At 44.5% G+C, this 25,481-nt stretch carries 21 protein-coding genes and 1 tRNA gene; 9 read left to right on the forward strand and 13 right to left on the reverse strand.

Translation table 11 applies throughout. The features are described 5' to 3' along the window. Positions 1-85 precede the first annotated feature (85 nt). On the forward strand, positions 86-916 hold the full coding sequence (locus MHN00_RS12480; RefSeq protein ID WP_014949377.1) for an HAD-IIB family hydrolase: 831 nt from the start codon (positions 86-88) through the stop codon (positions 914-916). 71 nt (positions 917-987) lie between these two features. Here the strand turns inward: MHN00_RS12480 and MHN00_RS12485 are convergent, their stop codons facing one another. Further along, positions 988-1,692, reverse strand: coding sequence for an SDR family NAD(P)-dependent oxidoreductase (locus MHN00_RS12485; protein WP_239301332.1), 705 nt, complete (start codon positions 1,690-1,692; stop codon positions 988-990). 20 nt (positions 1,693-1,712) lie between these two features. Next, entirely contained in the window at positions 1,713-2,243 is a 531-nt protein-coding gene (locus MHN00_RS12490; protein WP_131136470.1) for a DUF2878 domain-containing protein, read from the reverse strand. A 150-nt stretch (positions 2,244-2,393) separates the two neighbouring features. Between MHN00_RS12490 and MHN00_RS12495 the strand changes: the two genes are divergently transcribed. From MHN00_RS12495 to MHN00_RS12505, 3 genes are all read left to right on the forward strand, one after another. Beyond that, the gene (locus tag MHN00_RS12495) at positions 2,394-4,022 is read left to right on the forward strand and encodes a diacylglycerol kinase family protein (RefSeq protein ID WP_239301333.1); all 1,629 of its coding nucleotides are present in this window, start codon (positions 2,394-2,396) and stop codon (positions 4,020-4,022) included. A 7-nt stretch (positions 4,023-4,029) separates the two neighbouring features. Next, complete coding sequence (gene gdhA / locus MHN00_RS12500) at positions 4,030-5,385, forward strand: NADP-specific glutamate dehydrogenase (protein ID WP_239301334.1); 1,356 nt, start codon at positions 4,030-4,032, stop codon at positions 5,383-5,385. Between the two features lie 229 nt (positions 5,386-5,614). Next, positions 5,615-6,070, forward strand: coding sequence for a hemerythrin domain-containing protein (locus MHN00_RS12505; RefSeq protein WP_014949372.1), 456 nt, complete (start codon positions 5,615-5,617; stop codon positions 6,068-6,070). 161 nt (positions 6,071-6,231) lie between these two features. Here the strand turns inward: MHN00_RS12505 and MHN00_RS12510 are convergent, their stop codons facing one another. From MHN00_RS12510 to rlmE, 9 genes are all read right to left on the reverse strand, one after another. Beyond that, a complete protein-coding gene (locus MHN00_RS12510; protein WP_014949371.1) occupies positions 6,232-6,390 on the reverse strand; it encodes a YqaE/Pmp3 family membrane protein in 159 nt (52 codons plus the stop codon). A gap of 193 nt (positions 6,391-6,583) precedes the next feature. Then, positions 6,584-8,878 carry a GGDEF domain-containing protein gene (locus tag MHN00_RS12515; RefSeq protein WP_061485811.1) on the reverse strand — a complete coding sequence of 765 codons (2,295 nt, stop codon included), beginning with the start codon at positions 8,876-8,878 and terminating at the stop codon, positions 6,584-6,586. 235 nt (positions 8,879-9,113) lie between these two features. Continuing rightward, positions 9,114-9,199 (reverse strand) — tRNA-Leu (locus tag MHN00_RS12520). A 9-nt stretch (positions 9,200-9,208) separates the two neighbouring features. Beyond that, entirely contained in the window at positions 9,209-9,622 is a 414-nt protein-coding gene (secG, locus tag MHN00_RS12525; protein ID WP_039232721.1) for a preprotein translocase subunit SecG, read from the reverse strand. Positions 9,623-9,632: 10 nt separating this feature from the next. Beyond that, on the reverse strand, positions 9,633-10,376 hold the full coding sequence (tpiA, locus tag MHN00_RS12530) for a triose-phosphate isomerase (protein ID WP_039229431.1): 744 nt from the start codon (positions 10,374-10,376) through the stop codon (positions 9,633-9,635). A gap of 96 nt (positions 10,377-10,472) precedes the next feature. Continuing rightward, positions 10,473-11,816 (reverse strand): phosphoglucosamine mutase, encoded by a 1,344-nt coding sequence (glmM, locus tag MHN00_RS12535; protein ID WP_014949367.1) that lies wholly within the window; start codon positions 11,814-11,816, stop codon positions 10,473-10,475. A gap of 9 nt (positions 11,817-11,825) precedes the next feature. Beyond that, positions 11,826-12,650 (reverse strand): dihydropteroate synthase, encoded by an 825-nt coding sequence (gene folP / locus MHN00_RS12540; protein ID WP_239301335.1) that lies wholly within the window; start codon positions 12,648-12,650, stop codon positions 11,826-11,828. A gap of 340 nt (positions 12,651-12,990) precedes the next feature. Then, on the reverse strand, positions 12,991-14,937 hold the full coding sequence (gene ftsH / locus MHN00_RS12545; RefSeq protein ID WP_014949365.1) for an ATP-dependent zinc metalloprotease FtsH: 1,947 nt from the start codon (positions 14,935-14,937) through the stop codon (positions 12,991-12,993). A 101-nt stretch (positions 14,938-15,038) separates the two neighbouring features. Further along, positions 15,039-15,668, reverse strand: a complete 630-nt coding sequence (gene rlmE, locus MHN00_RS12550) for a 23S rRNA (uridine(2552)-2'-O)-methyltransferase RlmE (RefSeq protein WP_014949364.1) — start codon at positions 15,666-15,668, stop codon at positions 15,039-15,041. Positions 15,669-15,763: 95 nt separating this feature from the next. Here rlmE and yhbY point away from each other — a divergent pair, with 95 nt between their 5' ends. Next, positions 15,764-16,057, forward strand: coding sequence for a ribosome assembly RNA-binding protein YhbY (gene yhbY, locus MHN00_RS12555; protein ID WP_014949363.1), 294 nt, complete (start codon positions 15,764-15,766; stop codon positions 16,055-16,057). Positions 16,058-16,160: 103 nt separating this feature from the next. After that, complete coding sequence (locus MHN00_RS12560) at positions 16,161-16,937, forward strand: 3-hydroxyacyl-CoA dehydrogenase (protein ID WP_239301336.1); 777 nt, start codon at positions 16,161-16,163, stop codon at positions 16,935-16,937. A 77-nt stretch (positions 16,938-17,014) separates the two neighbouring features. On the opposite strand, the gene MHN00_RS12565 is transcribed toward MHN00_RS12560, so the two are convergent. Continuing rightward, complete coding sequence (locus tag MHN00_RS12565) at positions 17,015-17,719, reverse strand: hypothetical protein (RefSeq protein ID WP_075176515.1); 705 nt, start codon at positions 17,717-17,719, stop codon at positions 17,015-17,017. A 266-nt stretch (positions 17,720-17,985) separates the two neighbouring features. Here MHN00_RS12565 and MHN00_RS12570 point away from each other — a divergent pair, with 266 nt between their 5' ends. After that, positions 17,986-18,888 (forward strand): RDD family protein, encoded by a 903-nt coding sequence (locus MHN00_RS12570; protein ID WP_239301337.1) that lies wholly within the window; start codon positions 17,986-17,988, stop codon positions 18,886-18,888. A 143-nt stretch (positions 18,889-19,031) separates the two neighbouring features. Here the strand turns inward: MHN00_RS12570 and MHN00_RS12575 are convergent, their stop codons facing one another. Beyond that, the gene (locus MHN00_RS12575) at positions 19,032-21,428 is read right to left on the reverse strand and encodes an ATP-binding protein (protein ID WP_239301338.1); all 2,397 of its coding nucleotides are present in this window, start codon (positions 21,426-21,428) and stop codon (positions 19,032-19,034) included. Positions 21,429-21,940: 512 nt separating this feature from the next. On the opposite strand from MHN00_RS12575, the gene MHN00_RS12580 reads away from it, so the two are divergent. Further along, a complete protein-coding gene (locus MHN00_RS12580) occupies positions 21,941-22,558 on the forward strand; it encodes an SRPBCC domain-containing protein (protein WP_239301340.1) in 618 nt (205 codons plus the stop codon). 311 nt (positions 22,559-22,869) lie between these two features. After that, on the forward strand, positions 22,870-25,473 hold the full coding sequence (gene leuS / locus MHN00_RS12585; RefSeq protein ID WP_239301342.1) for a leucine--tRNA ligase: 2,604 nt from the start codon (positions 22,870-22,872) through the stop codon (positions 25,471-25,473). Positions 25,474-25,481: the final 8 nt, after the last annotated feature.

Genomic DNA, 25,481 nt, shown 5'->3' on the forward strand with positions numbered 1-25,481 from the left:
GAAGGGCAATATAACGAACTCCACGTTTATTGCCCTTCGTCGTTTGGTCGGCGTTATTCTGAAAGAGAGATTAGGCACCAATTGTATGGATTTAATATTTTTTGATTTAGATGGCACTTTATTAAATAAGTCTTCTGAAATCTCCTCGTTTACTAAAGAGACGTTGGGCTTGCTTGGTGAGAGAGACATTGCATTCACCGTAGCAACGGGTCGTACCATGCATTCAGCGCAATTTGTGCTACAAGGTCAGTCTTTTGTACTCCCTCACATTTATAATAATGGGGTGGCAATTTGGGATCCTGCCGGAAACGCGCTAACACTAGAAAATTTGCTCGCGCCCAGTGAAGTAAATCTTATTATCGAGCACGCCGTAAATAATAATATTACGCCTTTCATTAACACAGTGAATATGGATAGCCCAGATCACGAGCACGTGATTTACCATTCGTCGCCTAAGCATCAGGTGGAACACGATTTAATTGAAAAGTATTTTTCGCGCACTAAAGCGCGATTAGCGTCTATTGAGTCGCTACCTGCTAATGCACATATAACAAACATCAGTATGATCGGAGATGCACCGCTAGTCTATGACATGTATAAGCAGCTCAACATGCACGAAGGACTGATAGCGTACTCTGGGCCAGCTATCGAAGGAGATGAGTACCGTTGGATGGATGTACACCACAATCTTGCGAATAAAGGTAGTGCGGTAGAGCTTTTGCGCCAACAGTTGAATGCAAGCAACGTTATTGTGTTTGGTGACAGTGATAATGATTTAAGCATGTTTAAGCTAGCAGACGAGGCTTATGCACCTTCTAACGCTAAACCTTATATCAAAGACGCCGCCACTTCCGTCATTGGGCATCACGATGAAGATGGAATCGCCCGCTTTCTACGAGAGCGATTCTCACTTTAGAAGATGCTGATTAAAAAGCATCGTGAAAATGGTAGCCTTCAAACTATATGAATTAGGCTAGTTAATTAAGGCTACCACTCTATAGGCTCTCTATCTTTTAAGAATTGGCCATGGGGACCGCCCTCTTCCATGGTTGCTAACCAAATAGCCGTATCTGCTCCCTCCTCGGGCGTTTTAGGCGCATCACTTCCACCCATTCTGGTATGCACCCAACCCGGGGTCATGCTATTAACGGTTACATCAAGAGACTTACCGTCAGCAGCTTCATCAACTACCGCTGCCATCTTAACCGTAAGCGCATTAATTGCAGCCTTTGTTATCGCATAGCACAGTGGCCCTTTCAGTCCCTCGGCGAAGCTACCGTAACTAGAGCTTACATTGATAATACGTCCAAAACCTCGCTCAATCATTTGCGGTAACGTTTGCTGGATAAGTGTAAGCGGGGCGTTCACATTAATTTGCATCGATTTAGCCAACGTCTCAGAATTTACATCTTTCCATGGCGTATCGTCTAAGATACCTGCATTGTTTATGAGGATATCAACAGGGCCATACACGGCCTCAGCTCGAACAAACGCATCGACGATGGCGGTTTCGTTATCAAGAGGCATCTCAATAATATGCAAATCCCCTCCCACAATATCTTTCTTGGCTTCAAAGCCGGCCTCTTCGTCTCGACACCCCATCAGCACTTTATAGCCTTTAGACAGCATTCCTTTTACTATTTCTAGACCTATACCTCTGTTTCCACCTGTAACTAATACGTTTTTCGTCATTGCCAATACACTCCTTGCATTTACGCTTGGGCTTGTTTTGCCTCAAAACGATTGGATAAATAAAAACACAGCGGGAAGATTACACTCCACACTAGAGCGATAAAAATATAAGAAAGCACTACGCTTGCGCCCAATTCAACCGCGCCGAATTTGGCGCCGGCGATATAACTGAGCGGCGCGAAGATAGCTCCAGCAACCGCCGCAACGGCCATTCGACCATTAAAGGCGGTTAAACTGTGATAGACCGTACCTGCAAAGGCTGCCCATAGAAGACTTAGCCAAATTGGAATTGGCCAGAAGCTGACCAGCGTTTCTGTCTCGTTAAAAATGAACAGCCCGCTTAAGGTTAAAAGCGCATCAACCACCGTGCCCAGTAAAAATACCGTGCCCATTAGCTTTATATCTTCCACTCGCTTGGGCGAAATGACTATCCATAGAAGGATTAACCCTAACACTGGAATTACTGCTTTATTCTGGAACAAGATGACCAGCCACCAAATTCCTTGGAACCATACAAAGTTCGCAACCTTTAGTACCGCACTATTCTTCATTTGAAACGCTCATATTTTCAATACCAAAGCATACGTTTACCGGTACGTGATAGTTCAACCCTATTGCGACAAAAGTAAACGAAAACGCTCTAGTGTAAGTATAGATGCATAGACTGTTTGCTCTTTCCAACTACAAAGGATGTGTTAATCGTGAAAATGGTGAAGTATTACGTACTTGGTGCATTAGTGGCGTTAGCACTAACGCTGACCGTGCCAGTGATATTGTTAAAAGTGGTATTTGGTTGGATTGCATTTTCCCTTATTGCCGTAAGCAGCGCCTATTTGCTCAACTATCCAAGCCTGTTTCGCAAACGTGAGGATGGCTCAATACCATTCTACATACGCTGGATTTTTGTACCTTTTTTACTGGGCTCTTGGCTTTACAATGAATACGCACGCAGAACGGATAAAGTCCCTCCCTTACAAAAAATCGAGCCGCACTTATTCCTTGCGTGCCGCATGTCGGGAAAACACGTTAGCCTTTTAAACGAAAACAACATTGATGCCATTCTTGACGTAACCGCTGAATTTGATGGACTGGATTGGACGGCATATCAAGAAGATTACCGCTATTTAAACGTACCGGTACTCGACCATACCAGCCCCACTCCTGAACAACTTGTTTTAGCAATAAATTGGTTGAATCAACAAATTTCTGAAAAGAAAAATGTTGTTGTGCATTGTGCGCTTGGACGAGGTCGCTCTGTTCTGGTAGTTGCAGCCTATTTACTGGCCAAAAACCCTACGTTGAGTGTAGATGATGCATTACGTGAAATTAACCAGATACGCCAAACAGCAAGGCTCAACAAACGTCAATTAGCATCGCTACAGCAGATTAGAGATGGTGGCCTACTTTCACTACAAAAGAATCTAACCCTTATCGTTAATCCAGTTGCTGGTGGCGGTAAATGGGAGCAATACCGAGATGACGTTCTTTCTCGATTAAATGAAAAATTCAAAGTGACCGTGAAAGAAACCACACCTGAAGTAGATGGTAAGGCACTAGCAGAAAAAGCAAAACAAGACGGCGCCCACATTATTGTCGCATGCGGAGGCGATGGAACGTTAACTGAAGTCGCTTCGGCTTTGGTCAACACCGACGTTACCATGGGGATTATCCCCTTTGGTACAGCAAACGCACTAAGCCAAGTATTGCATGGCTACATTAGTAAAGTCATGCCTATTAGTACAGCATGCGACATCATTATAGAGGGCAACACCTTAGCCATAGATACCGCGACCTGTAACGACCACGTTATGCTTTTGGTGGCAGCAGTTGGCTTCGAAGAAAAAATGATTTCGGCCGCTGATCGCGAAGAAAAGAATGTAGGCGGCCAGTTTGCCTACCTAAAAGGGCTATGGAACGCGATTTCAAATAACGAAAACATGACGTTTAAAGTAGCAAAAGATAACCAGCCAGCTGAAACATTAGAAACGCCGAGCTTTGTTATTGCAAACGCAGCCCCAATGACCACAGCACTTGCTCAGGGCGCAGAGCCGCCCGACATCACCGATGGGAAGCTTGATTTGACCTGGCTATTACCTCAGCCCAGCTCTGATAAACAATTCGCATCGTTAGCAGAGCTAGTGCTAAGTCCAGCTGAAGCAAAAAAGCAATCTGAATCAATACGGCACGAACGCGCATCAAGCATAACGTTAACATTTGATAAGCCCACGGCGTATGCTGTCGACGGCGAGATTTACGAAGGCGAAAAGCTTGAGATAAAAACATGCCCTCGAAGCCTTACCGTTCTCACCAATTTTGAAGAAAAGGATTAAGCAGTACATGACTCAGAAAAGTAACTTTGAAGAAATCTATACCTTTCTTAATGAAAAGTTTGCTAACGAAACGGAATATCTACAGGCGGTACACGAAGTATTAGAAGATATTGTTCCTATTTACAATGCAAACAAAGACTACAAAGCGTTCGATATTATAAGACGCATTTGCATGCCTGAACGCATTATTTATTTTACCGTGTCGTGGATGAACAGTGATGGCGATATTGAAGTCAATCAAGGTTGGCGTGTACAGCACAATTCAGCCATGGGTCCTTACAAAGGTGGCTTGCGCTTTCATCCTACCGTCAACTTATCGGTGCTTAAGTTTCTAGCTTTCGAACAGTGTTTCAAGAATGCCCTGACCGGCTTACCCATGGGCGGAGGTAAAGGCGGGTCAGACTTTAACCCCAAAGGGCGTACTGATCGCGACATTATGTTGTTTTGCCAAGCCTTCATGCGTGAATTACAGCGACATATTGGCGCAAATACCGATGTACCTGCAGGTGACATAAACGTTGGCGCAAGAGAAATAGGATACCTTTATGGCGAATATCGCAGACTAAACAATAAATTCGAAGGCGTGTTAACCGGTAAAGGCTTAGAATTTGGTGGTAGCTATGTACGTACTGAAGCTACAGGCTTTGGCTTAATTTACTTTTTAGAAGCGGTATGTCGACATCAAGGTACTCCAATTGAAGGCAAAACCATTGCAGTGTCTGGAGCCGGAAACGTAGCTTTGCATGCTGCACTTAAAGCGGTAGAGAAAGGCGGAAAAGTGATTTCGCTGTCTAATAGCCGAGGGCTTTTACATAATGAGAATGGGTTAACTGATACCGCGCTTAAATGGGCAATCGACAACCATGCAAACCGCAACAATATCCTTGCTGACATGGCAGATGAAAACATGGGCAAGTGGATAGCTGATAAAAAGCCTTGGCATTTAAAATGCGACATAGCACTGCCTTGCGCTACGCAAAACGAACTACTTGAAGAAGATGCAAAATCACTGCTAGATAACGGCTGTCAAATGGTACTAGAAGGTGCGAATATGCCGTGCACAAATGAAGCGCAGGCTTTGTTTTTAGACGCCCAAATTGCATACGTACCAGGCAAAGCATCTAACGCTGGCGGCGTTGCGCTATCAGGCTTAGAAATGAGCCAGAACGCCATGTTCAATCAACGTAACGCAAGCGCACTCGATGAACAGCTCTATTCAATTATGGAAAGCATTCATCAGCGCTGTGTTGATAAGGGTAAATCTGAAGGCGATGCTGGAAGCAGCTACGTTGATTATATGAAAGGCGCCAATGTAGCAGCATTTCGTAGACTCGCTGACGCCATGGTCGCACAAGGCGTGTAGCGCATATCCCATCTCCCTCTTTCGGTAAATTCACGGACTTACTGCCGTGAATTTATCGGAAACTGACTTGTAAAATTTGCGTTGTCCCCTTCCCCAACTCAATGACTCTGTGTCACTTCATTTGAAATTTCTTTTAAAAATCAGCGCGTAACAAATATCTCATTCATGGAATAAAAATAGCATTACCACAGGTGTGATTCATTTTTTTGGTATTTATAAGGAACTACCCATGAAAATTTTTGAAGCTTTGCGTCAAGACCATGAAAAGCAACGTTTACTGCTTAAAATTCTAGCTGAAACAAGCGGAAACACTGCTGCGCGCCGTGAATATTATCAAGAGCTTAAGACACAGCTTGAAAGTCATGCTATCGCTGAAGAGCGCCATTTCTATTCTCATCTTCTGGAGAAAGATGCCACTGTAGATTTAACACGTCACGGCATTGCAGAGCATCACGAAATTGATGAGCTACTCGCAAAGCTCGATGATACGGATATGAGTTCACCAGCTTGGTTGCGTCATTTGAAAACACTTCAGGAAAAGGTGGAACATCACCTTGCCGACGAAGAACAGGAATTCTTCCAAGTTGCAGGCAATGTGCTTAATGACCGCCAAAAAACAAAACTTGCAGATGAATATCAAAAAGAGATGAAGCAAGAGTTAGACGACGAAAAGCTCACCGCCTAACATGGAATATGTCACGTTGCCGAAATCGTCCTATTCGACAAACGTCATCACGTAAAAAGCCAGCTATTAAAGCTGGCTTTTGTTTATTTCATATTTGGTTGCTGTACTCGCTACGACTATGCGATTGATTGCATAGCCGCCAATACAGCGTTTTTCACCACCTACTTTTTGGCGATGATGTAAACAGCGTGAATAACACCTGGGAAATAGCCAAGAATAGTTAAAAGGATATTAATCCAAAAGTGAGCACCGATACCCACTTGTAAAAATACGCCCAGCGGTGGAAGTAAAATCGATAAAAGTATACGAATGATGTCCATAATAAATTCCTTGTTTTTGAAGTAATTTCACAACTCAGTGGGCAAAATACTCACACTTTGGCGAAGAAATCAGGCCCGCAGAGCGTTTTACACGCTTCATTATTAGTTTTGCATTTACGATGCCATGTCGCCAAATACTGCGACAAAGGCATAGTGATTACTGTAAAACAATAAATTTAATTTGAAGAAATAGCTATTCACCGAAAGGCGTATTTTGAAGCCAGTCTTCAAGGTCTGAACGGCTAAGTGGGCGACTAATGTAATAACCTTGAACGATATCACAGCCCCAGTCCTTTAAGATTTCAAGCGACGCTACGTCTTCAACACCTTCAGCCACAACCTTTAAATTAAACACATTCGCCAAACTCAGCACGGTATGAACAATTTGCTGGTCGTTTTCATCACTCGCCAGCGACAGAATAAAACTCTTATCAATTTTAATCGTTTTTACGGGCAAGTTCTTTAAATAGGCTAACGACGAATAGCCTGTACCAAAGTCGTCGATGGCGAAATGAAAGCCCCGCGCCGTTAGTTCATTAAGGTTCTCAATAGCAAGCGAGGCGTCAGCAACTAAATCGCTTTCTGTTATTTCAAGTTCCAGAGCTTCAGGTGACAGGCCTTCCTGAGTTAAAAGCGACACCAGCTTCCCTAGAAGTACCTTATTTTGAATATCCTGAGTAGATAAGTTCATCGCAACGGTGAACCCATACCCCATACCTCTAAAATAAGCTAAGTCTGAAATGGTTTGCTTCATTACCCAAGTCGTAACTTGCTCAATTAACCCTGCTTGCTCAGCAATGGTAATAAACTCATCAGGTGGAACAAAGCCCAGAACACTATTATTCCAACGAATAAGCGCTTCCATGCTGCATACTTTCATAGTCTGCAGATCTATTTTTGGCTGGTAAACCATAGACAGTTCGTTTTGCTGGCTAGCCAGTGCACGTTTTAGTTCGGTGGTAATTGATAGTCTTCGATTGTATTTATCTTCTAATTCCGTTCTGTAGCGAACGCACCAGCTGTCGCTGTGTATCGCTTCATCAGTAACAATATTCATTTTTCTGAATAATTCTTCTGATGTTGTTGCATCTTGCGGGCACTGGATAACCGCCATTGCGACTTTTACTGGAATTGCAATCAGGTTACTTTCCACTGGTTGCTCTAAAATGTGCTTGAGCGTTTCGAGCTGGTCATCATTAAGTGAATCTTGCGTAATATATAAAATCTCACCGCCAGCTAATCTTGCGGATGTACCAGGCCAACGCTGAAGCCTCTCGGCCAATGCTTTCAGTGTATTATCGCCGTTAGAGTAACCGTAGAGGTCGTTAATGGTTCGAAATCCGATTACGGTAATGGCAACAACCTGTAACTCTCTTTCTTCTTGAAGTTCTGACTCAAAGAAGCCTTCAACATAGTTCCGATTGAAAAGCCCGGTAAGCACGTCGTGCTCTGCTTGATAACGAATATGATTTTCACGACTTTTAATACTTGCTTGCATGCTATCGACTGCGTTGGCAAGTTCGGTAATCTCTTTGAGGTTCGACGGTGCGTCAAGGGTTGCGCCATAGCTTCCTGACGCGACCTTATTCACTGCTTTTACCAAGGTAGACACTGGTCGACTCACGTTCCTGGCAAGCAGCAGAGAAAGACCCAGAGCAATGAATATTGCGACTAAGCAAAATGCCAAAATCGTCAATTGAATACGTGTGAAAGCACTAAATGAAGACGTTGTATCTACAGCTAGAGTTATCTTAACCGGCAAATTGCCATCAGAGGCGATATTCACCTCACGGGCAAAGTAAGTAAGCTCGTCTTTAAAGGTTACATCTATCCACGAGGGGTCGTGTTCTGACGCGAGGATCCGTTGCGCATCATTTTCTTTTAAGGTAGTCGTAAGAACGTCATTGGTATCAGTTCTTGAGATAATAATTTCAGCGTCTACGAGCGCTTTTAGCTCTTCTAATAATCTGCTATCAAACTCAACGCCTATTAGCATGTAATATCTAAGCGTAGGTATTTCTACGCGAATTAGATTTAACTGTACTAATTTGTTATCGACTACGAAGAAACCGCTGTCTTTCCCTTTAGCAACCAATGCTAGGCTACTTTCCACATTTTGACCGACTTCGAATAGGTCTGTACGCGTTACAACTACTTGATGGTCTAGACTTACCAGAGCGATGATATCTGTGTTTAGTCGCTGCGCGTAACTGGTAAACGCGGCTTCAATAGAGGGTATATTCTCTGTGCCAACCGCACGCCTGAAATCAAATGAGCGAGACAGTACTTTTGAAACGTTGCGTATGACAGCTTGACGATCCGCAACCACTTTATCGAATACTTTCTCTGCTAAAACAATATTGTGGTCAATGTTTTGAACAACGAGAGTATTGGCTGAGCGCCACACTGCTCCAATTATCAGAAGTGATGCTATCACAATCCCTATGAATAGGGTTTGGAACAAACTCTGACTAAGTGTTTTTTGCACTATAGTGCCTCGTAAAAATTGTTTTGTTTATGTCGCAGACAGTATGACTAAGTATTGAAAAGCATAGCCGAATAATAAAAATAGGAACAGACATAACATCCTGTAAATTTTAGATTTTAACGCTTTGTTACAATTAACAAGGCCAATTAAAAGTGAGCGTACAGGGTCACCTTAACAAGAATTACACAGTGTAAAAACAGAAAAGGCCAGCATTGCGCTGGCCTTTACATTTATTTGGTGCGGAAAGCGGGACTTGAACCCGCACGAGCTATGCTCACCACCCCCTCAAGATGGCGTGTCTACCAATTCCACCACTTCCGCGAATACTTTTTAGTTTGAACCTTCAGCGTCGTCAGACTTTGGTACGTCTGTTACATCGCTTTCAACAACAGGAACATCACTTTGAGCTGCATCTTCAATAACTGGTACGTCTTGATCAGCTGGTAGCTCTACTGGCTCTTCCACTGCCGCTGGAACTTCTAGGTTGTTCCACTCATCTTCTGCGCTTTCACGGTTTGCAGTCATTGCACCCAAAGAAAGGCTAATTAAGAAGAATAAGCCTGCTAATATAGCGGTCGTACGAGTCATGAAGTTACCTGAACCTGATGAACCGAAAACAGTGTTTGAACCGCCTGAGCCAAATGAAGCGCCCATATCTGCACCTTTACCTTGTTGGATCAAAACAAATCCAATAAGTAATAGCGCTACAATTAGGTATGCTACTAATAGCACTTCGTAAATCATAAATACCTCGTCAGTTTGCCGCTTGGCAAATTGAAATAAAATCTTCAGCTTTTAAACTGGCTCCGCCAATTAAACCGCCATCTACATCTTTCTGTGCAAATAGGGTTTCAGCATTATCTGGCTTAACACTACCACCGTACAAAATACGAAGGCCTTGAGCCAATTGTGCGTCTACTTTATTAAAGTAGCCGCGAATAAATTCGTGTACTTCTTGTGCTTGCTCAGGGCTGGCTGTTTTACCAGTACCAATTGCCCAAATCGGCTCGTATGCAATAACAGTTTTGCTGAGTTCGTCTACCGACATGGCGCTAACTAGTGCATCTAGTTGCTCGCCAACAAACGATTCAACATCACCTGCTTCTCTCACTTCAAGTGGCTCACCTACACAAATGATGGGTACAACACCTGAAGAAACACATTGCTTTGCCTTTAATGCAACAAGTTCGCTTGACTCGCCTTGGTCTTCTCGTCTTTCTGAATGCCCAACAATTGCGTAACCGCAACCTGCTTCTTTAAGCATTTCAACTGACAACTCACCAGTGTGAGCGCCGTTATTAAGATGACTTACGTTTTGAGCACCAATGGCAAACGAATGGGTTTCAAATGCGTGTAAAAGAAGTGAAGGAGCGCAAATTACGATTTCCGAATCAGCTTTTACATTCGCCAGTTTTTGATTAAATTCAGCAACTAATGCCAAATTTCCGTTCATTTTCCAGTTGCCAGCCACGAATGGCTTTCTAAGATTTTTACTCACAACGCAGACCTTAGCCCTGTCTTCAAAGCGGGCGTGATATTAACTATTTAATTGAGAAGATACAAGCACAAAAAGCAAAATTTCCTGCTACGCCAACTAATTGGCGAGATTACGAACAGTTTCAGCAATATGCTCTGCCCATTTGTGAGATTGGCTTTCGTCATTCGACTCAACCATCACACGAATTAACGGCTCAGTACCACTTTTACGTAGAAGTACCCTGCCCGTTTTACCTAACGCAGACTCAGCCTCTTTCTTAGCATTTTGTACATTGCTGTGTGCTAAATAATCCACTTCTTGGTTAGCGTACCTCACGTTAACTAGCGTTTGCGGGTACATTTCAAACCCACTTGCTAAGTCGTGTAAGTCCATGTGCGAACGAAGCATTGCAGCAAGCACTTGAAGCCCAGCTACAATACCGTCACCCGTAGAGCTCATATTAAGATTGAGAACATGACCCGAGTTTTCACCGCCAATAGACCAGCCTTTCTGCTGTAGCAGCTCCATCACATAACGGTCGCCAACATTACTTCTTGCGAAAGGAACACCAAGCTTTGACAACGCATTTTCAAGGCCTAAATTGCTCATCAATGTGCCAACGACACCACCCTGCATTTTGCCGTTCTTGAGCGCGTCGCGGGCAATGATGTAAACAATCTGGTCACCATCAAGCACATTACCAAGGTGGTCTACCATCATAATGCGATCGCCATCGCCGTCTAGGGCAAAGCCAAGATCAGCGCCGGTCTCCTTAACCTTTTCAACAATCGCATCCATTGAGGTTGCGCCCACACCGTCGTTAATATTTAAACCGTTCGGCGCTGTACCAAGTTCGATAACCGTAGCACCTAACTCTCTCAATACATTGGGGGCAATGTGGTACGTTGCGCCATGTGCGCAGTCCACAACAATTTTAAGATCTGTCAGCGATAATTCTGAAGGGAATGTCCCCTTACAAAACTCAATATAACGACCCGCAGCGTCGTTTATACGCGTAGCCTTACCCAGCTTATCAGATGCCACACATGTCATTGGACGCTCAAGCATATCTTCAATCGCTAATTCGATATCATCATCAAGCTTAAAGCCTTGCGCTGAGAAAAATTTAATGCCGTTGTCATAAAACGGATTATGTGACGCACTAATCACTATCCCTGCTTCTGAGCGAAATGTTTTGGTGAGATAAGCAATGGCTGGCGTTGGCATGGGGCCTAGCAAGCCGATATTGATACCAGCAGCCGATAAACCCGCCTCTAAAGACGACTCTAGCATGTAGCCAGAAATACGCGTGTCTTTACCAATAAGTACTTTGTTCGTCCCTCGTCCGGCAAGGACCTTACCTGCTGCCCACCCGAGTTTTGTAACAAACTCTGGGTTGATATTGCTCTCGCCTACCTTTCCGCGGATACCGTCGGTGCCGAAATATTTGCGCTGCGTCATTATTATTCCTTATTTTACTGAATTCAGCATTTTCACGATATTGACAGCATCAGCTGTTTCTTTCACGTCGTGAACGCGAATTATCTGTGCGCCCATTTGGGCGACAATTGTAGCGAGGCTTATGCTTCCCGCCAAGCGCTCATCCACTTTTCTATTTAGCAAATTGCCAATCATCGACTTGCGAGACATGCCTACTAGCACTGGGTAACCCAGCTTCATAAGCGATGGCAAGTGTTTCACCAGCGTATAATTGTGTTCCAGTGACTTTCCGAAACCGTAGCCAGGGTCGAACAAAATCTTGTCTTTAGCAATGCCCGCTTCTTCACATACTTTGGTACGCGCGAGTAGAAACTGCCCCACATCATTCACTACATCATCATACTCAGGGCTTTGCTGCATGGTTCTGGGTTGCCCCTGCATATGCATTAAACAAACAGGTACTTGTGCTTCAGCTGCTACTTGCAATGCACCAGGCTCTTGTAACGCGCGGACATCGTTGATTAGCCCCGCGCCAGCTTTCACCGCTTCGCGCATAACGTCAGCCTTGCTGGTATCAATAGAAATAACACATGGGGTATTTTTAGCTACGGCTTCAATAATGGGTATTGTACGATCAAGCTCTTCCTGCAGCGATACGTCGGGCGCGCCTGGCCTTGTCGATTCACCACCTATATCAATAAAAGTTGCCCCTTCTTCAATCATGCGAAGCGCATGGTCAAGGGCTTGAGATACATTTGTGTGCTTGCCGCCGTCAGAAAATGAATCAGGAGTAACATTTAAAATGCCCATTACCTGAGGCTGTGACAGATCTATGAAGTACTTACCAAACTGCATGAATTACCTGCATTATCTTTATTTTGAAATTACCGTATTTCTTAGACAGAAAATATGTTGAGAAATGAAGCTATAAAGCAAACTGATTTTGACCCGCTGTTTTAGCAATGAAACCTACTTAAAAATGCATGCTCTTTGCCTTGTTGCTTGCTGAATTCTTTAGTTTGTTCTTCGCCGTGTTTTTTTCATTGTTCTTTGCAAAGAACAATGTAAAGCGTAACGAAATAAATAACTCAGCTAACACAGTGACATAAACTGTAAGTCAAATTCCCAGATTAAAATCAATCAGCTCTAACAAAAAACGCCAGTTAAACTGGCGTTTTTCAATGGATGTAGAAGGTTAGCTTGGAATATCGCCCGGCTTACCTACCGACGGTTTGTCTACACCGTCATTTTTAATTTCACCTTCACGAACCGGCGCACCACCACTTGGCTTATCGCCACCCGATGGCTTGCTGTCATCCCAGTCAGCAGGAGGACGAACGTCAGTGCGGTTCATCAGATCATCAATTTGCTTAGCATCAATGGTTTCGTACTTCATCAGTGCGTCTTTCATTGAATGTAAAATATCGATGTTGTCTTCAAGGATCTTTTGAGCACGCTCGTAATTGCGGTCAATCAGTGACTTAATTTCCGCATCAATAGCACGTGCTGTGTCATCAGACATGTTTGTTGCCTTAGACATAGACTTGCCTAGGAACACTTCACCTTCGTCTTCAGCGTAAAGCATTGGGCCCATTTTGCTCGACAAGCCCCATTGGGTGACCATCTTACGTGCAATTTCAGTTGCGCGTTCGATGTCGTTAGATGCACCCGTGGTTACTTTGTCGTCACCATAAATAATGGCTTCAGCAATACGCCCACCAAACAAGCTAGAAATCATACTTTCTAAGTGCTGTTTAGAGTGGCTCACTCGGTCTTGCTCTGGTAAGTACATGGTCACACCCAGCGCTCGACCGCGCGGAATGATTGACACTTTGTATACCGGATCGTGTTCTGGCACTAAGCGACCTACGATAGCGTGACCCGCTTCGTGATACGCAGTCATTTCTTTTTCAGGCTCAGACATCACCATAGACTTACGCTCAGAGCCCATCATGATTTTGTCTTTCGCTTTCTCAAACTCTTCCATAGAAACAAGGCGCTTGTTGCCGCGAGCAGCGAACAATGCAGCTTCGTTTACTAGGTTAGCAAGGTCAGCACCTGAGAAACCTGGTGTACCGCGAGCAATAACTGACGGTTCTACGTTATCAGCCACTGGTACTTTGCGAATGTGAACTTTAAGAATTTGCTCACGGCCGCGGATGTCAGGAAGACCAACCACTACTTGACGGTCAAAACGACCAGGACGAAGAAGCGCAGGGTCGAGTACGTCAGGACGGTTAGTTGCCGCAATAACGATAATACCTTCATGACCTTCAAAACCGTCCATTTCAACAAGCATCTGGTTAAGGGTTTGCTCACGTTCGTCGTGACCACCACCTAGACCAGCACCACGTTGACGGCCTACCGCATCGATTTCATCGATAAAGATGATACAAGGCGCCGCTTTTTTCGCTTGCTCAAACATGTCACGCACACGAGATGCACCTACACCCACGAACATTTCAACGAAATCAGAACCAGAGATAGTAAAGAATGGTACTTTCGCTTCACCGGCAATGGCTTTTGCAAGCAACGTTTTACCTGTACCAGGAGGACCTACCATAAGTACGCCCTTCGGAATTTTACCACCAAGCTTTTGGAACTTAGACGGATCGCGTAGGAAGTCTACCAATTCAGATACATCTTCTTTCGCTTCGTCACAGCCTGCTACGTCAGCAAATGTTGTCTTAATTTGGTCTTCACCAAGCAAGCGAGCTTTGCTTTTACCGAATGACATAGCGCCACGGCCGCCGCCACCCTGCATTTGACGCATGAAGAAAATCCATACACCAATAAGCAGTAACATGGGGAACCATGAAATGAAAATAGACGTCAGAAGAGACTGCTCTTCTGGTGGTTCACCGTACACTCTTACGTCGTTCTTAACCAAGTCAGATACTAACTTGTCATCGAAGTAAGGTACGAATGTTTGGAAAGTTTCGCCTGAACGCTTAGTACCTCGAATTTCGCCACTATTATTGATGCGAACTTCTCGAATATTTCCCTGTTCTGCTTCTCTCAAAAACGTTGTGTAGTCAGTTTGCGAACGAGACGATTCACTCGGTGAAAAGCTCTGGAAAACCGACATTAAAACAACGGCGATGACTAACCATAAGATTAAATTTTTTGCCATATCGCTCAATGCTACTAACCTCTATAAACCCGAATTGCTTGTATATTCAACAAGTTGTTTATTGAATAAACGACACAACTCGCAACGAAAACCGCTTATCTCAAAGCGTACTACACTTTATACCCACAAGCCACCAAATACACCTCTCGCGAACGTGATCTGGACGAGTCAGGCTTACGCGTCTTTATGGTTGTGAAAGATTGTTTAAGTGCGTTCATGAACTCAACAAACCCCTCACCTTGGAACACCTTTATGACAAACGAACCACCAGGCTTTAACACTTGGTGACACATATCAAGCGCTAGTTCGCAAAGGTACATAGAGCGAGATTGGTCAACCGACGCGTTACCTGCAAGGTTCGGTGCCATATCAGACAACACAATATCTACGGTGTTCCCACCGATTCTGTTCAATAGTGCGTCGAGAACAGCGTCCTCTCTGAAATCACCTTGTAAAAAGTCTACGCCCACAATTGGATCCATGGGCAAAATATCGCACGCGATAACTTGACCATTGTCGCCAACGAGCTGTGCGGCTAGCTGTGACCAGCCCCCCGGTGCAGCACCAAGGTCTACAAGTGTCATTCCCGGTTTAATAAGCTTATCTTTTTTCTGAATTTCTTCCAGTTTATAGATAGCTCGCGAGCGCCAACCTTCCTTATTTGCTTTTTGCACATAATGGTCGTTAACGTGTTCTTGTAGCCAGCGTTTACTGCTGGCGGAGTGTTTCTTTTTTGTCATTCCAATACAATGTCATTAGGATTGTAGAGAAGATGGCGTTAGAATACGTTATTTCAAGCATAAACTAACAGATTAATTGTAAGAAATATTACTTCATGAAACTTTCAAATAAACAGAAACAATTCCTAAAAGGCCTTGCACACCCTTTAAAACCTGTTGTGCAGCTAGGTGGGAACGGCCTGACAGAAGGTGTGGTTGCCGAAATTGACAACGCCCTTAGCCATCACGAATTAATTAAAGTTAAGGTGCCAACAGACGATCGCGAAGAAAAAGCGCTAATCATGGATGCCATTGTTCGTGAAACAAACTCAGTTAAGCTACAGGTAATCGGCCACACGCTAATTATCTACCGTCAAAGCGAAGACTGTAAAATTCAGTTGCCAAAATAGCTGAATATAAGGTGCCGATCCCCGTCGGCACCGTAGTTTTTCTTCTTACTTCCCGTTAACATCACATTAATAATAGTGAAAAACTAGGGTTTAAGGGAAATCTATGACGCTAAATAATCTTACTGCCATTGTTACTGGCGGTTGCTCCGGACTTGGTCACGCCACTGCTATCGCACTTCGAGATGCAGGTGCTAACGTCAGCCTTTTCGACTTAAATGAAGAGCTTGGCGCACAGCGCGTAGAGGAATTAGGCAGTAACAACACACTTTTCACCAAAGTCGATGTACGCGATGAAACTTCTGTTCAAGCGGCTATAGACGCGACAACCGAAAGGTTTGGCGCCATTTCTTTAGTGGTTAACTGTGCAGGCATCGCCCCAGCTAAGCGACTGCTCGACAAAGAAGGCAATCCGGCGCCGTTGGGTGACTTCCAGAAAACTATCGATATTAACTTAGTAGGAAGCTTTAATGTTTCTCGCTTAGTTGCAGCGACGATGGCAAAGCAATCGCCAATTAACGAGGAAGGCGAACGCGGTCTTATCGTAAACACTGCTTCAGTTGCTGGCTACGAAGGTCAAATAGGGCAAACCGCTTATGCCGCGAGTAAAGGTGGTATTATCGGCCTAACCCTTCCAATGGCTCGAGACTTAGCCCCGTTGGGTATTCGTGTTAACACCATTGCGCCGGGTGTAATGGGCACGCCAATGCTACTTGCTATGCCAGAAAAAGTGCAAGACGCCCTTTCTGCTAACGTTCAGTTTCCTAAGCGCCTTGGGCTACCAGAAGAATTTGCTAAGTTGGTTATCCATATGGCGAACAATAGCTACCTAAATGGTGAGACAATCCGCTTAGACGGCGGGCTGCGCATGCCTCCAAAGTAGTGAATAAGTACATTAATGCTTTAATCAAAAAAACCGCCTTTCGGCGGTTTTTTTAAAGCGTTATCTATTGTTAATAGTTAGCTTTTCATTTTAATTAGCGTATCAGCTTCTACGGTGAAACGATTAAAGAAATCGTCTTCTAGTTCGCCGGTGATGCGTACGCGCTCGCCTTTCATTAGCGTTAGGTAACCATCCGCATCAACAGGTGCGTCCTCTAACTCATCAAGATCTACCGTGAGGGTGGTATCGCCCACGTCAATTTGTAACGCTTCTTTGCCAATTGATTTAACGGTACCTACAAGCACCATTTCTTCATCGTCAAACTCAATGTTACTTGCTGTACTTAAATAAAGGTCTGCCGAAGCCTGATTAACCGACTCAGCTAAGTAAACAGTATCCATACCATCAACAATCACACTCTGAGCAACTAACCTTTCGCTCGAAAACATGCCATCATCAAGACGCGCCGTTACCATGACTTCTTCGCCTTTCATTTTTGCATAGGCATTACTGTCAAGGTCGGTGTCTCTTAACTCAACAAAGATATTCCCGTCACCGTAATCTAACGTAAAGAATTTTGAATCTACAGCAGACACCTCACCAGTCAACGTAATCCACGTATCACCAGACTCAGATGTTCTGGACTCAGGTTGCACTGACGCTGAAGCTGCTTGCATTTGCGCAGTTTTCATCTCGTCAACGTTAGCTTGTGCCATTGCAGATGAGCCCATCATAGCGAATGAAACCAGAGTTGCTGTAATCGTTCGTTTTGAGTTAAACATCGTAACCTCCTTAAAGGCATCATTGTTATCCATTCGATAATCTCTGATGCAAACCCAATGCCGCGCATATAAATCAACAACTTAAGTGGAACACACTTAAATTATCTATTTGCTAAAAAGAAAAATATTCCGACTATTGAAGAGATTACACTGTATCCTGCATGCGTATTTGTGGGGTGCTTGTCCTTCAGATAAAAGAGTTAAAATAACACGCCTTACTGTGTAAAGTAGTGTTATGGAATTAGGTTAAGCACAGTGGACGGCAAATGTCTCACCCTCATCAACATATTGATACGCCACCTCTTAGTAGTGATGTCGAAAATAATACTGCAGATAAATTAGAAACCGTTGAAACAAAGGATATAGTCACGCCCTATGCGTTTGGCGTGGCTAGCTCGCTGTTGGGCAAGCGTCTGGCTACACCTTTTCAACGAGGGTTGGCTCAGTGTATTGACCTACTATTTGTCGCCATTTTGAGCTCACTGGATGCACTGTTTTTGGCGATTATTGCTACAGTGACGTTTTATAAAGCTAGCCGCAACTTAGCCAATCAAAGCCATAAAAAAACTACGCGTTCATTTCTTCGAATAGGTGGAGCGTTCATGCTCTTTTGGACAGTGTTGCTTACGTTAGATGCTGCCAATGAGGCTAATTACTTTCGTGACGATGCAACTGTCAGCAACGTGATCGACTCGCCTAATCGCCCAGGTGAGAAAAATGGTGCGAATGATGATATTGGAGTAAATGAGCAAGTTGTAAATAAAGGTGTGCATGAAAATCGCCTACAGGAAGCTGAAGGTATTGAAAGTGACCTAGCAGATTTCGATGACGCAACTTCAGAGCCCTCAGCAAACACATACAGCATTGTCGCGTGGATCAAAGGGTTAATTACTGAGCTTGGCTTAGGCTTTGGTTGGGCCGCGCTTTATTACAGCGTGTTTACCGCTTGGTTTAACGGAAAAACTCCAGGTAAACGACTGCTAAATATACAAGTACTCAAACTCGATGGTTCTGGACTGTCGCTATGGGAGAGCTTTGGTCGTTATGGAGGTTATGGTGCGGGTTTAGCAACTGGCTTGTTGGGATTTGTGCAAATTTACTGGGATCCTAACCGACAAGCTATCCAAGATAAAATTTCAGAGACTCTGGTCATCAGCACCCGCGATTAGCGCGCTCTGGTACTTGCGTTTAGCATTGAATGGCTGTGTGCACGTTCTACTGAAAAAGCGCATCTTTATTAGCGCATCAACCAAGATTAATGCAAAAATCAAGAAGCGCGTCTCGACACTGCAAGTACGCGCTTCGTTTTTATCTATTCGCCATCGCCCCCATTAACAATAAGCGCAATATTGTATAGACGGTTTACGGCATGGTAATTGATTGAATTTTTGGGGTAACGACCTTTACTGCTTATTTTACCCGCTTCCTGTTCCATCAAAATAGATAGCGCATCATCAACAGTCTCTACAGTGTAAATATGGAACAGCCCTTTTTTCACTGCGTCGATAACGGTGGCGTCTAATACCAAATTAATCGCATTTGATTTAGGAATAATCACGCCTTGCGTGCCGGTGAGGCCACGGTGTTGACACAAGTCGAAAAAACCTTCTATCTTTTCGTTCACACCGCCAACCGCTTGCACTTCACCATACTGGTTTATGGAACCCGTGATAGCCAAAGTTTGTAAGCAAGGGATTTCAGTCAACGCAGAGATAAGCGCAACCAGTTCACCAAGGGATGCACTATCGCCATCAATATGTCCGTATGACTGCTCTAGCGCTATATTTGCCGATAGGGTTAATGGGAAATGCTGGGCATACTTGTTGCCCAAGTAGCCGTTCAGCAACATAACGCCCTTTGAGTGAATAGGCTGTCCAAGCTCTACCTCACGCTCAATATCAACTACACCACTTGCGCCGGCAAATACAGTAGACGTAATGCGTGCAGGCGTACCAAATGCAGTGTCACCAATATCCAATACCGTTAACCCGTTTACTTTGCCTACCGCTTTTCCTTCAGTGGCAATAAGCACGTGCCCTTCTTTAATATCGTTTAATAGTGTTTGACTGACGCGGCCGGTGCGACGCTTCTTGGCACTTAAGGCTGTTTTTAAATGATCAAGTTCTAGCGTGTCGGCATTAGATTTCTGACAGAAATAATAGGCTTCATTAACTAGCTCGATAACTTCAGCGAAGTGCGCAGATAGCTTTTCTTTGTGTTCAGCCATTCTTAACGAGTACTCAACTAGCCTGCACATCGCGTTAGCGGTAATGCCTTTAAGTCCTAACTGAATAAGGTGCGCACGTACTTTGCCCACGAAATCAAAAAGCGCCTGTCTGGTGACGGGAATTTCCAAATCAAAATCCACCAACACTCTAAACAGTTCATCAAACTCGTCATCGTAATCTTGCAGCGTGTAGTATAAATCACGCGAGCCTAACAGAACGATTTTCACATTTAAGTCGATGGGCTGTGGATTGAGCGTAATATTGTTCACCATACCCACATCTTGCTGGGGTAAGTCCATGCGCAAGCGCTGTGACTTGATGGCAAGCTTAAGAGTATCCCACACGAAAGGTTGTTCAATAAGTTGGTCGACATCCAACAACAAATAACCGCCATTTGCACGATGGAGCGCACCGGGCTGAATCATGCGATAGTTGGTAAACACGCTGCCGTGAATGTTGGTGTACTCTATTTTGCCAAACAAATTTTGATAAGTAGGGTTCGGCTCATAAATAACAGGGGCTGCGTCATCGAGTTTATTCGACACCAAAACGTTAGGAAGAAATTGCTCTTCTAAAAATATCTTCTTGTCGAAGTCATCACTCTTCTCTTCTTTCTGCTCTTCACTGTGAATGACTAAGATAGCATTGACTAATGCAGTTTTAAGCTGCTTGAGGTACTTCATTACCCCTAGCTCAGATGCGTATTTGTGTTCAAGCACTTTTAGCAGCGGCTTAATCCCCTGCTCTGCGGTCTTTTTGTCAAGCTCACGCAGACGCTCAGAGTTTTCGCGTTTCCATGTAGGCAGGCTTAACAGACCTTCGCTTAACCTATTTTCTAGCTCGTCAATAAGAGTATAAAACCCTTCCCGTTGTGCATCAGTTAATGACGCAAACTCTGTGTCACTTATTGGCTTGCCGTTAACGATAGGTGAAAACGTAATAGAGCCACCCTCTTCGTACAGCGCAACATCATTCGCTTGTGCGTAACGCTCTACCGCATCGATAGCCGCATCGTACTTTTGCTCGAACTCTCTGGAAATTGACGCGCGACGGCGCTGATATCCCGGGTTATCAAAAGCAATGGGCAGTGAGTCTAAGACATCGTCAATAAGCGCAGCCATGTCCTTGTGGAATGCTTTTCCACCACCGGGAGGAAATTTTAGCGCAACAGGTTCGCGCTCTTCGTCAAAATTGTTGATATAACAACAATCATCAGGCGCCGGTAGCTGGGCAACTTGGCGTTCAATGTAATCCTTCACTAGAGTGAAGCGCCCCGTAGCGGGCTCACCCATCACGTAAAGATTATAGCCTTTGGTGTAAATACCTAACCCAAACGTAAGTGCTTCACGCGCACGCTCTTGCCCAATGAAGGTCGCATTTAGCGCTTCATCATCTTTTAAGGCACTGTTTATCGCTCGGCGATTTATGGTAGGTGAAAGCGCGTCTACATCTAACGCATATAATTTACTGTCTACAGACATGTCTGTTCTATCTTTGTTTCTTTACTTAAGTGAAACCCTAATTAACATTAGTGTCAAACGCTTATCCTGAATAAGGCAGCTTTGCATCGCTAATTGCACAACAAACAACCACCTTCATGATTTTAGAGAGGAATTGACAAGCACTACGAGCTTTTTGTGGCCTTCATTAGAACTGATAACTTGCGACACAAGGTGTAGCGTTTAATTAAAGCCGAAAAGGAGTTAAGTACGAAAGAACTTACTTCAATTTAACCGCTGCATTTATTTCTGCCACATAATTTGGATCAGAGCATTAAAATCACAGCGATAAGAAAAGCGCGCCAAGGTCAGAGCCGTAAGGACAATGTGGTCAAGACAAAGCTCTGAAGAATCCTGTAACAGTAAGGCTTTAAAGTAGGTAGCAACGCAAGCTGCTTTCAATTACCTTAGAAAACACAAAAACCGAAATTCGTTTTGGCGACGAGACCAGGTTTCGCGCGCAATAACCAATGAACAAAAACAGGGTAATAACAATGACAAAAAAATTGAAAACTCGCTCACCCCTTCTGCTCACCTCCGCTTTCCTTGCTACTTTTCTGGGTACGGCATTTTCTTCAATGAGTATCGCTAACGTAAACTATGCAGATAACTCAGGGTTTTCTATCACCAATGAGAGTGAAAGCTATGCGCCAGTTGAAGTCGTGTACTCTCATTTTATTCAACATGTGGATATGTGGTGGCCGAAAGACCACACATGGTGGAAAGGTGCTTTGCGCATAGATGAGCAGGCTGGTGGCTGTTTCTGTGAAACGACAGACACGGCGAGTGCAGCGCATATGCAGGTAAGCTATGTTGAACCGAACAAAAAAGTGGTGATGACAGGTGGCTTAGGCCCGCTTCAAGAAATGGGTATGTCAGGTGCACTGACATGGGAATTCAGCACAATAGCATCGAGCACTTCATCGGATGCAAACACACAAGACGGTCGCATACCGAAAACTAAAGTCACCCTTACCTACCACGCCTCAGGCAATATTCACTTTAATGGCCAAAAAGCATCTAACGAAGACGCCGCCAATTTAGTTCGAGTAGTCGACAAAGTGCAGGCGCAACAACTAAATGCGCTAACCGCGTTTAGTGACAATAATTAGATGTGACACCGGGGCCTGTTTATCGACAAGATAAGATGGCGCCAAGAGAAAGTAAGATGAGCAAATGGGGCGTGTTCTGGTGTTCAATCGACGAAAACCGTGTCATTAATGCTCACTTTTCAAGCAAGCAACAATAAATATTGCCAAGTTCGGTGTTAAGCTATTGAGGCATGGCTTAGCGCTGGGTTATTCTATTGGGCTATATGTATGTTAAGTGGGTGAATCCCACGCGCGGTTAGTTGGCGTTGCTACAAACTCGCCTTATGCCGCCCCATAAACGTTTTAACTTTTAATGCGGAAGCCTAAGTTTCATGGCCGATAATCAGTACAATCCGAAAGACATTGAACAACGCGTTCAGCAATACTGGGAAGAAAACCAATCGTTTAAAGCAAATGACGACGTAGAAAAAGAAAAGTTCTACTGCCTGTCTATGTTCCCATACCCTAGTGGCCGACTTCACATGGGCCACGTGCGCAACTACACCATTGGTGACGTGATCAGCCGTTTCCAGCGCATGCAGGGTAAAAATGTATTGCAGCCTATGGGTTGGGATGCTTTTGGTCTTCCGGCTGAAAACGCAGCAATTAACAACAACACTGCACCTGCGAAATGGACATACTCAAATATTGATTACATGAAAAACCAACTTCGCTCGTTGGGTTTCGGTTACGACTGGGATCGCGAAGTAACCACATGTAAATCAGATTACTATCGCTGGGAACAGTGGTTCTTCACGCGTCTTTACGAAAAAGGTCTTGTTTACAAGAAAAACTCTACCGTGAACTGGGACCCTGTAGACCAAACGGTTTTGGCTAACGAGCAGGTAATCGACGGTCGCGGATGGCGCTCTGGTGCGCTGGTTGAGCAAAAAGAGATCCCTCAGTGGTTTATTAAAATTACTGACTATGCCGAAGAACTTTTACAAGACTTAGAACAGCTTGAAGAATGGCCAGACCAAGTACGCGCAATGCAGGCAAACTGGATTGGCCGCTCTGAAGGCGTTGAAATTACCTTCGATTTAGCCTCAGCGGTTAACGACATTGCCGATTTGACGGTATATACCACGCGTCCAGATACCTTCTACGGCGTTACTTACGTTGCAGTGGCTGCGCAGCATCCTCTTGCCGAATTCGCAGCAAAATCGAACCCAGATTTAGCGGCCTTTATCGACGAATGTAAAAACACCAAAGTTGCTGAAGCTGAATTAGCAACCATGGAGAAGAAAGGTTTCGCCACGGGTTTTGAGGTTGTTCACCCACTAACCGGTGAAAAGCTTCCAATTTGGGTCGCTAACTTCGTGTTGATGGACTACGGTTCAGGCGCGGTAATGGCTGTTCCTGGCCACGACCAGCGCGATTGGGAATTTGCGACTAAATACAACCTACCTATTCAACAAGTCATCGCGCCAAACGCAGGTGATGAAGATAAGTGCGACCTTACCGTCTCTGCATTTACTGAAAAAGGCAGCTTGATCAATTCAGGTAAGTTCGACGGTCTTGAGTTCGATGCCGCATTTAATGGTATTGCTGATGAACTTGAAAGCAAAGGCTGTGGAAAGCGCAAAGTAAATTACCGTCTTCGTGACTGGGGCGTAAGCCGTCAGCGCTACTGGGGCGCACCTATTCCAATGCTAAATTTGGAAAACGGTGAATCTGTTCCGGTTCCTGCTGACCAACTACCGGTTGTTTTGCCTGAAGACGTAGAAATGAATGGCGTTACCTCGCCAATTAAAGCTGACCCTGAGTGGGCAAAAACCACATACAATGGCGAAGCCGCGTTACGTGAAACGGATACCTTCGACACCTTTATGGAGTCATCGTGGTACTACGCGCGCTATGCCTGTGCTACTAACAACGATGCCATGCTTGATCCAACATCAGCTAACTACTGGTTACCAGTAGATCAGTACATTGGTGGTATCGAGCACGCTATTTTGCACTTACTTTACTCGCGTTTCTTCCACAAGTTGTTACGCGATGAAGGCTTGGTAAACTCTGATGAGCCGTTCAAGCGTTTGCTGTGTCAAGGTATGGTATTAGCCGACTCGTACTATCGTGAAGACGCGTCGGGTAAGAAAACCTGGTTCTCGCCTACCGAAGTAAGCACTGAAAAAGACGACAAAGGCCGTATTGTTAAAGCATGGCTAACCGCTGACGGTGAAGAAGTTATTCACGGCGGTATGACGAAAATGTCTAAGTCGAAGAATAACGGTATCGACCCGCAAGAAGTTATTGACCAATACGGTGCCGATACGGTGCGTTTATTTACCATGTTTGCTGCGCCACCGGAGCAAACCCTTGAGTGGGTAGACTCTGGTGTTGAAGGTGCAAACCGTTTCTTACGTCGTATCTGGAAATTAGTGACCGAACACGTTGAAAAAGGCGCGCCAGAAGCGATTGATGTTAAGGCACTGTCGAAAGACCAACAGGCTCTTCGCCGTGAAGTACACAAGACCATTGAAAAGGTGTCTGATGACCTAGGCCGTCGTCAAACCTTTAACACTGCGGTTGCAGCGGTGATGGAATTGTTAAACCACCTTCAAAAAGCACCACAAGAAAACGCGCAGGACATCGCAATTATGCGCGAAGCCTGTGAATCTATCTTGTTGCTTCTAAACCCTATTACGCCGCACATCGCTCACGAGCTATGGAAAGTGTTGGGTCACAGTGAAGATATCGATTTAGCACCATGGCCACAGGCTGATAAAGCCGCATTGGTTGAAGACGAAAAGCTAATCATTGTTCAGGTTAACGGTAAGGTTCGCGCTAAGATGACAATTGCTGCTGATGCTAGCAAAGAGAGCATTGAAGCATCTGCGAAAGAACAGCCTAACGTTCAGCAATTCATCGAAGGTAAAACCATTCGTAAAGTGATTGTTGTGCCTGGCAAGCTTGTAAACATTGTAGCTAACTAGGTCAGATA

This window comes from Alteromonas sp. Cnat2-8, assembly GCF_022348355.1.
Classification (GTDB): Bacteria; Pseudomonadota; Gammaproteobacteria; order Enterobacterales; family Alteromonadaceae; genus Alteromonas; species Alteromonas macleodii.

Coding starts and splice junctions, on each gene's coding strand:
- rlmE (WP_014949364.1), bottom strand. CDS start 15,668: ATGACAAAAAAGAAACACTCCGCCAGCAGTAAACGCTGGCTACAAGAA.
- MHN00_RS12490 (WP_131136470.1), bottom strand. CDS start 2,243: ATGAAGAATAGTGCGGTACTAAAGGTTGCGAACTTTGTATGGTTCCAA.
- MHN00_RS12570 (WP_239301337.1), top strand. CDS start 17,986: ATGTCTCACCCTCATCAACATATTGATACGCCACCTCTTAGTAGTGAT.
- glmM (WP_014949367.1), bottom strand. CDS start 11,816: ATGACGCAGCGCAAATATTTCGGCACCGACGGTATCCGCGGAAAGGTA.
- MHN00_RS12510 (WP_014949371.1), bottom strand. CDS start 6,390: ATGGACATCATTCGTATACTTTTATCGATTTTACTTCCACCGCTGGGC.
- folP (WP_239301335.1), bottom strand. CDS start 12,650: ATGCAGTTTGGTAAGTACTTCATAGATCTGTCACAGCCTCAGGTAATG.
- MHN00_RS12565 (WP_075176515.1), bottom strand. CDS start 17,719: ATGTTTAACTCAAAACGAACGATTACAGCAACTCTGGTTTCATTCGCT.
- MHN00_RS12560 (WP_239301336.1), top strand. CDS start 16,161: ATGACGCTAAATAATCTTACTGCCATTGTTACTGGCGGTTGCTCCGGA.
- MHN00_RS12575 (WP_239301338.1), bottom strand. CDS start 21,428: ATGTCTGTAGACAGTAAATTATATGCGTTAGATGTAGACGCGCTTTCA.
- MHN00_RS12485 (WP_239301332.1), bottom strand. CDS start 1,692: ATGACGAAAAACGTATTAGTTACAGGTGGAAACAGAGGTATAGGTCTA.
- MHN00_RS12480 (WP_014949377.1), top strand. CDS start 86: ATGGATTTAATATTTTTTGATTTAGATGGCACTTTATTAAATAAGTCT.
- MHN00_RS12580 (WP_239301340.1), top strand. CDS start 21,941: ATGACAAAAAAATTGAAAACTCGCTCACCCCTTCTGCTCACCTCCGCT.
- secG (WP_039232721.1), bottom strand. CDS start 9,622: ATGATTTACGAAGTGCTATTAGTAGCATACCTAATTGTAGCGCTATTA.
- gdhA (WP_239301334.1), top strand. CDS start 4,030: ATGACTCAGAAAAGTAACTTTGAAGAAATCTATACCTTTCTTAATGAA.
- yhbY (WP_014949363.1), top strand. CDS start 15,764: ATGAAACTTTCAAATAAACAGAAACAATTCCTAAAAGGCCTTGCACAC.
- MHN00_RS12505 (WP_014949372.1), top strand. CDS start 5,615: ATGAAAATTTTTGAAGCTTTGCGTCAAGACCATGAAAAGCAACGTTTA.
- leuS (WP_239301342.1), top strand. CDS start 22,870: ATGGCCGATAATCAGTACAATCCGAAAGACATTGAACAACGCGTTCAG.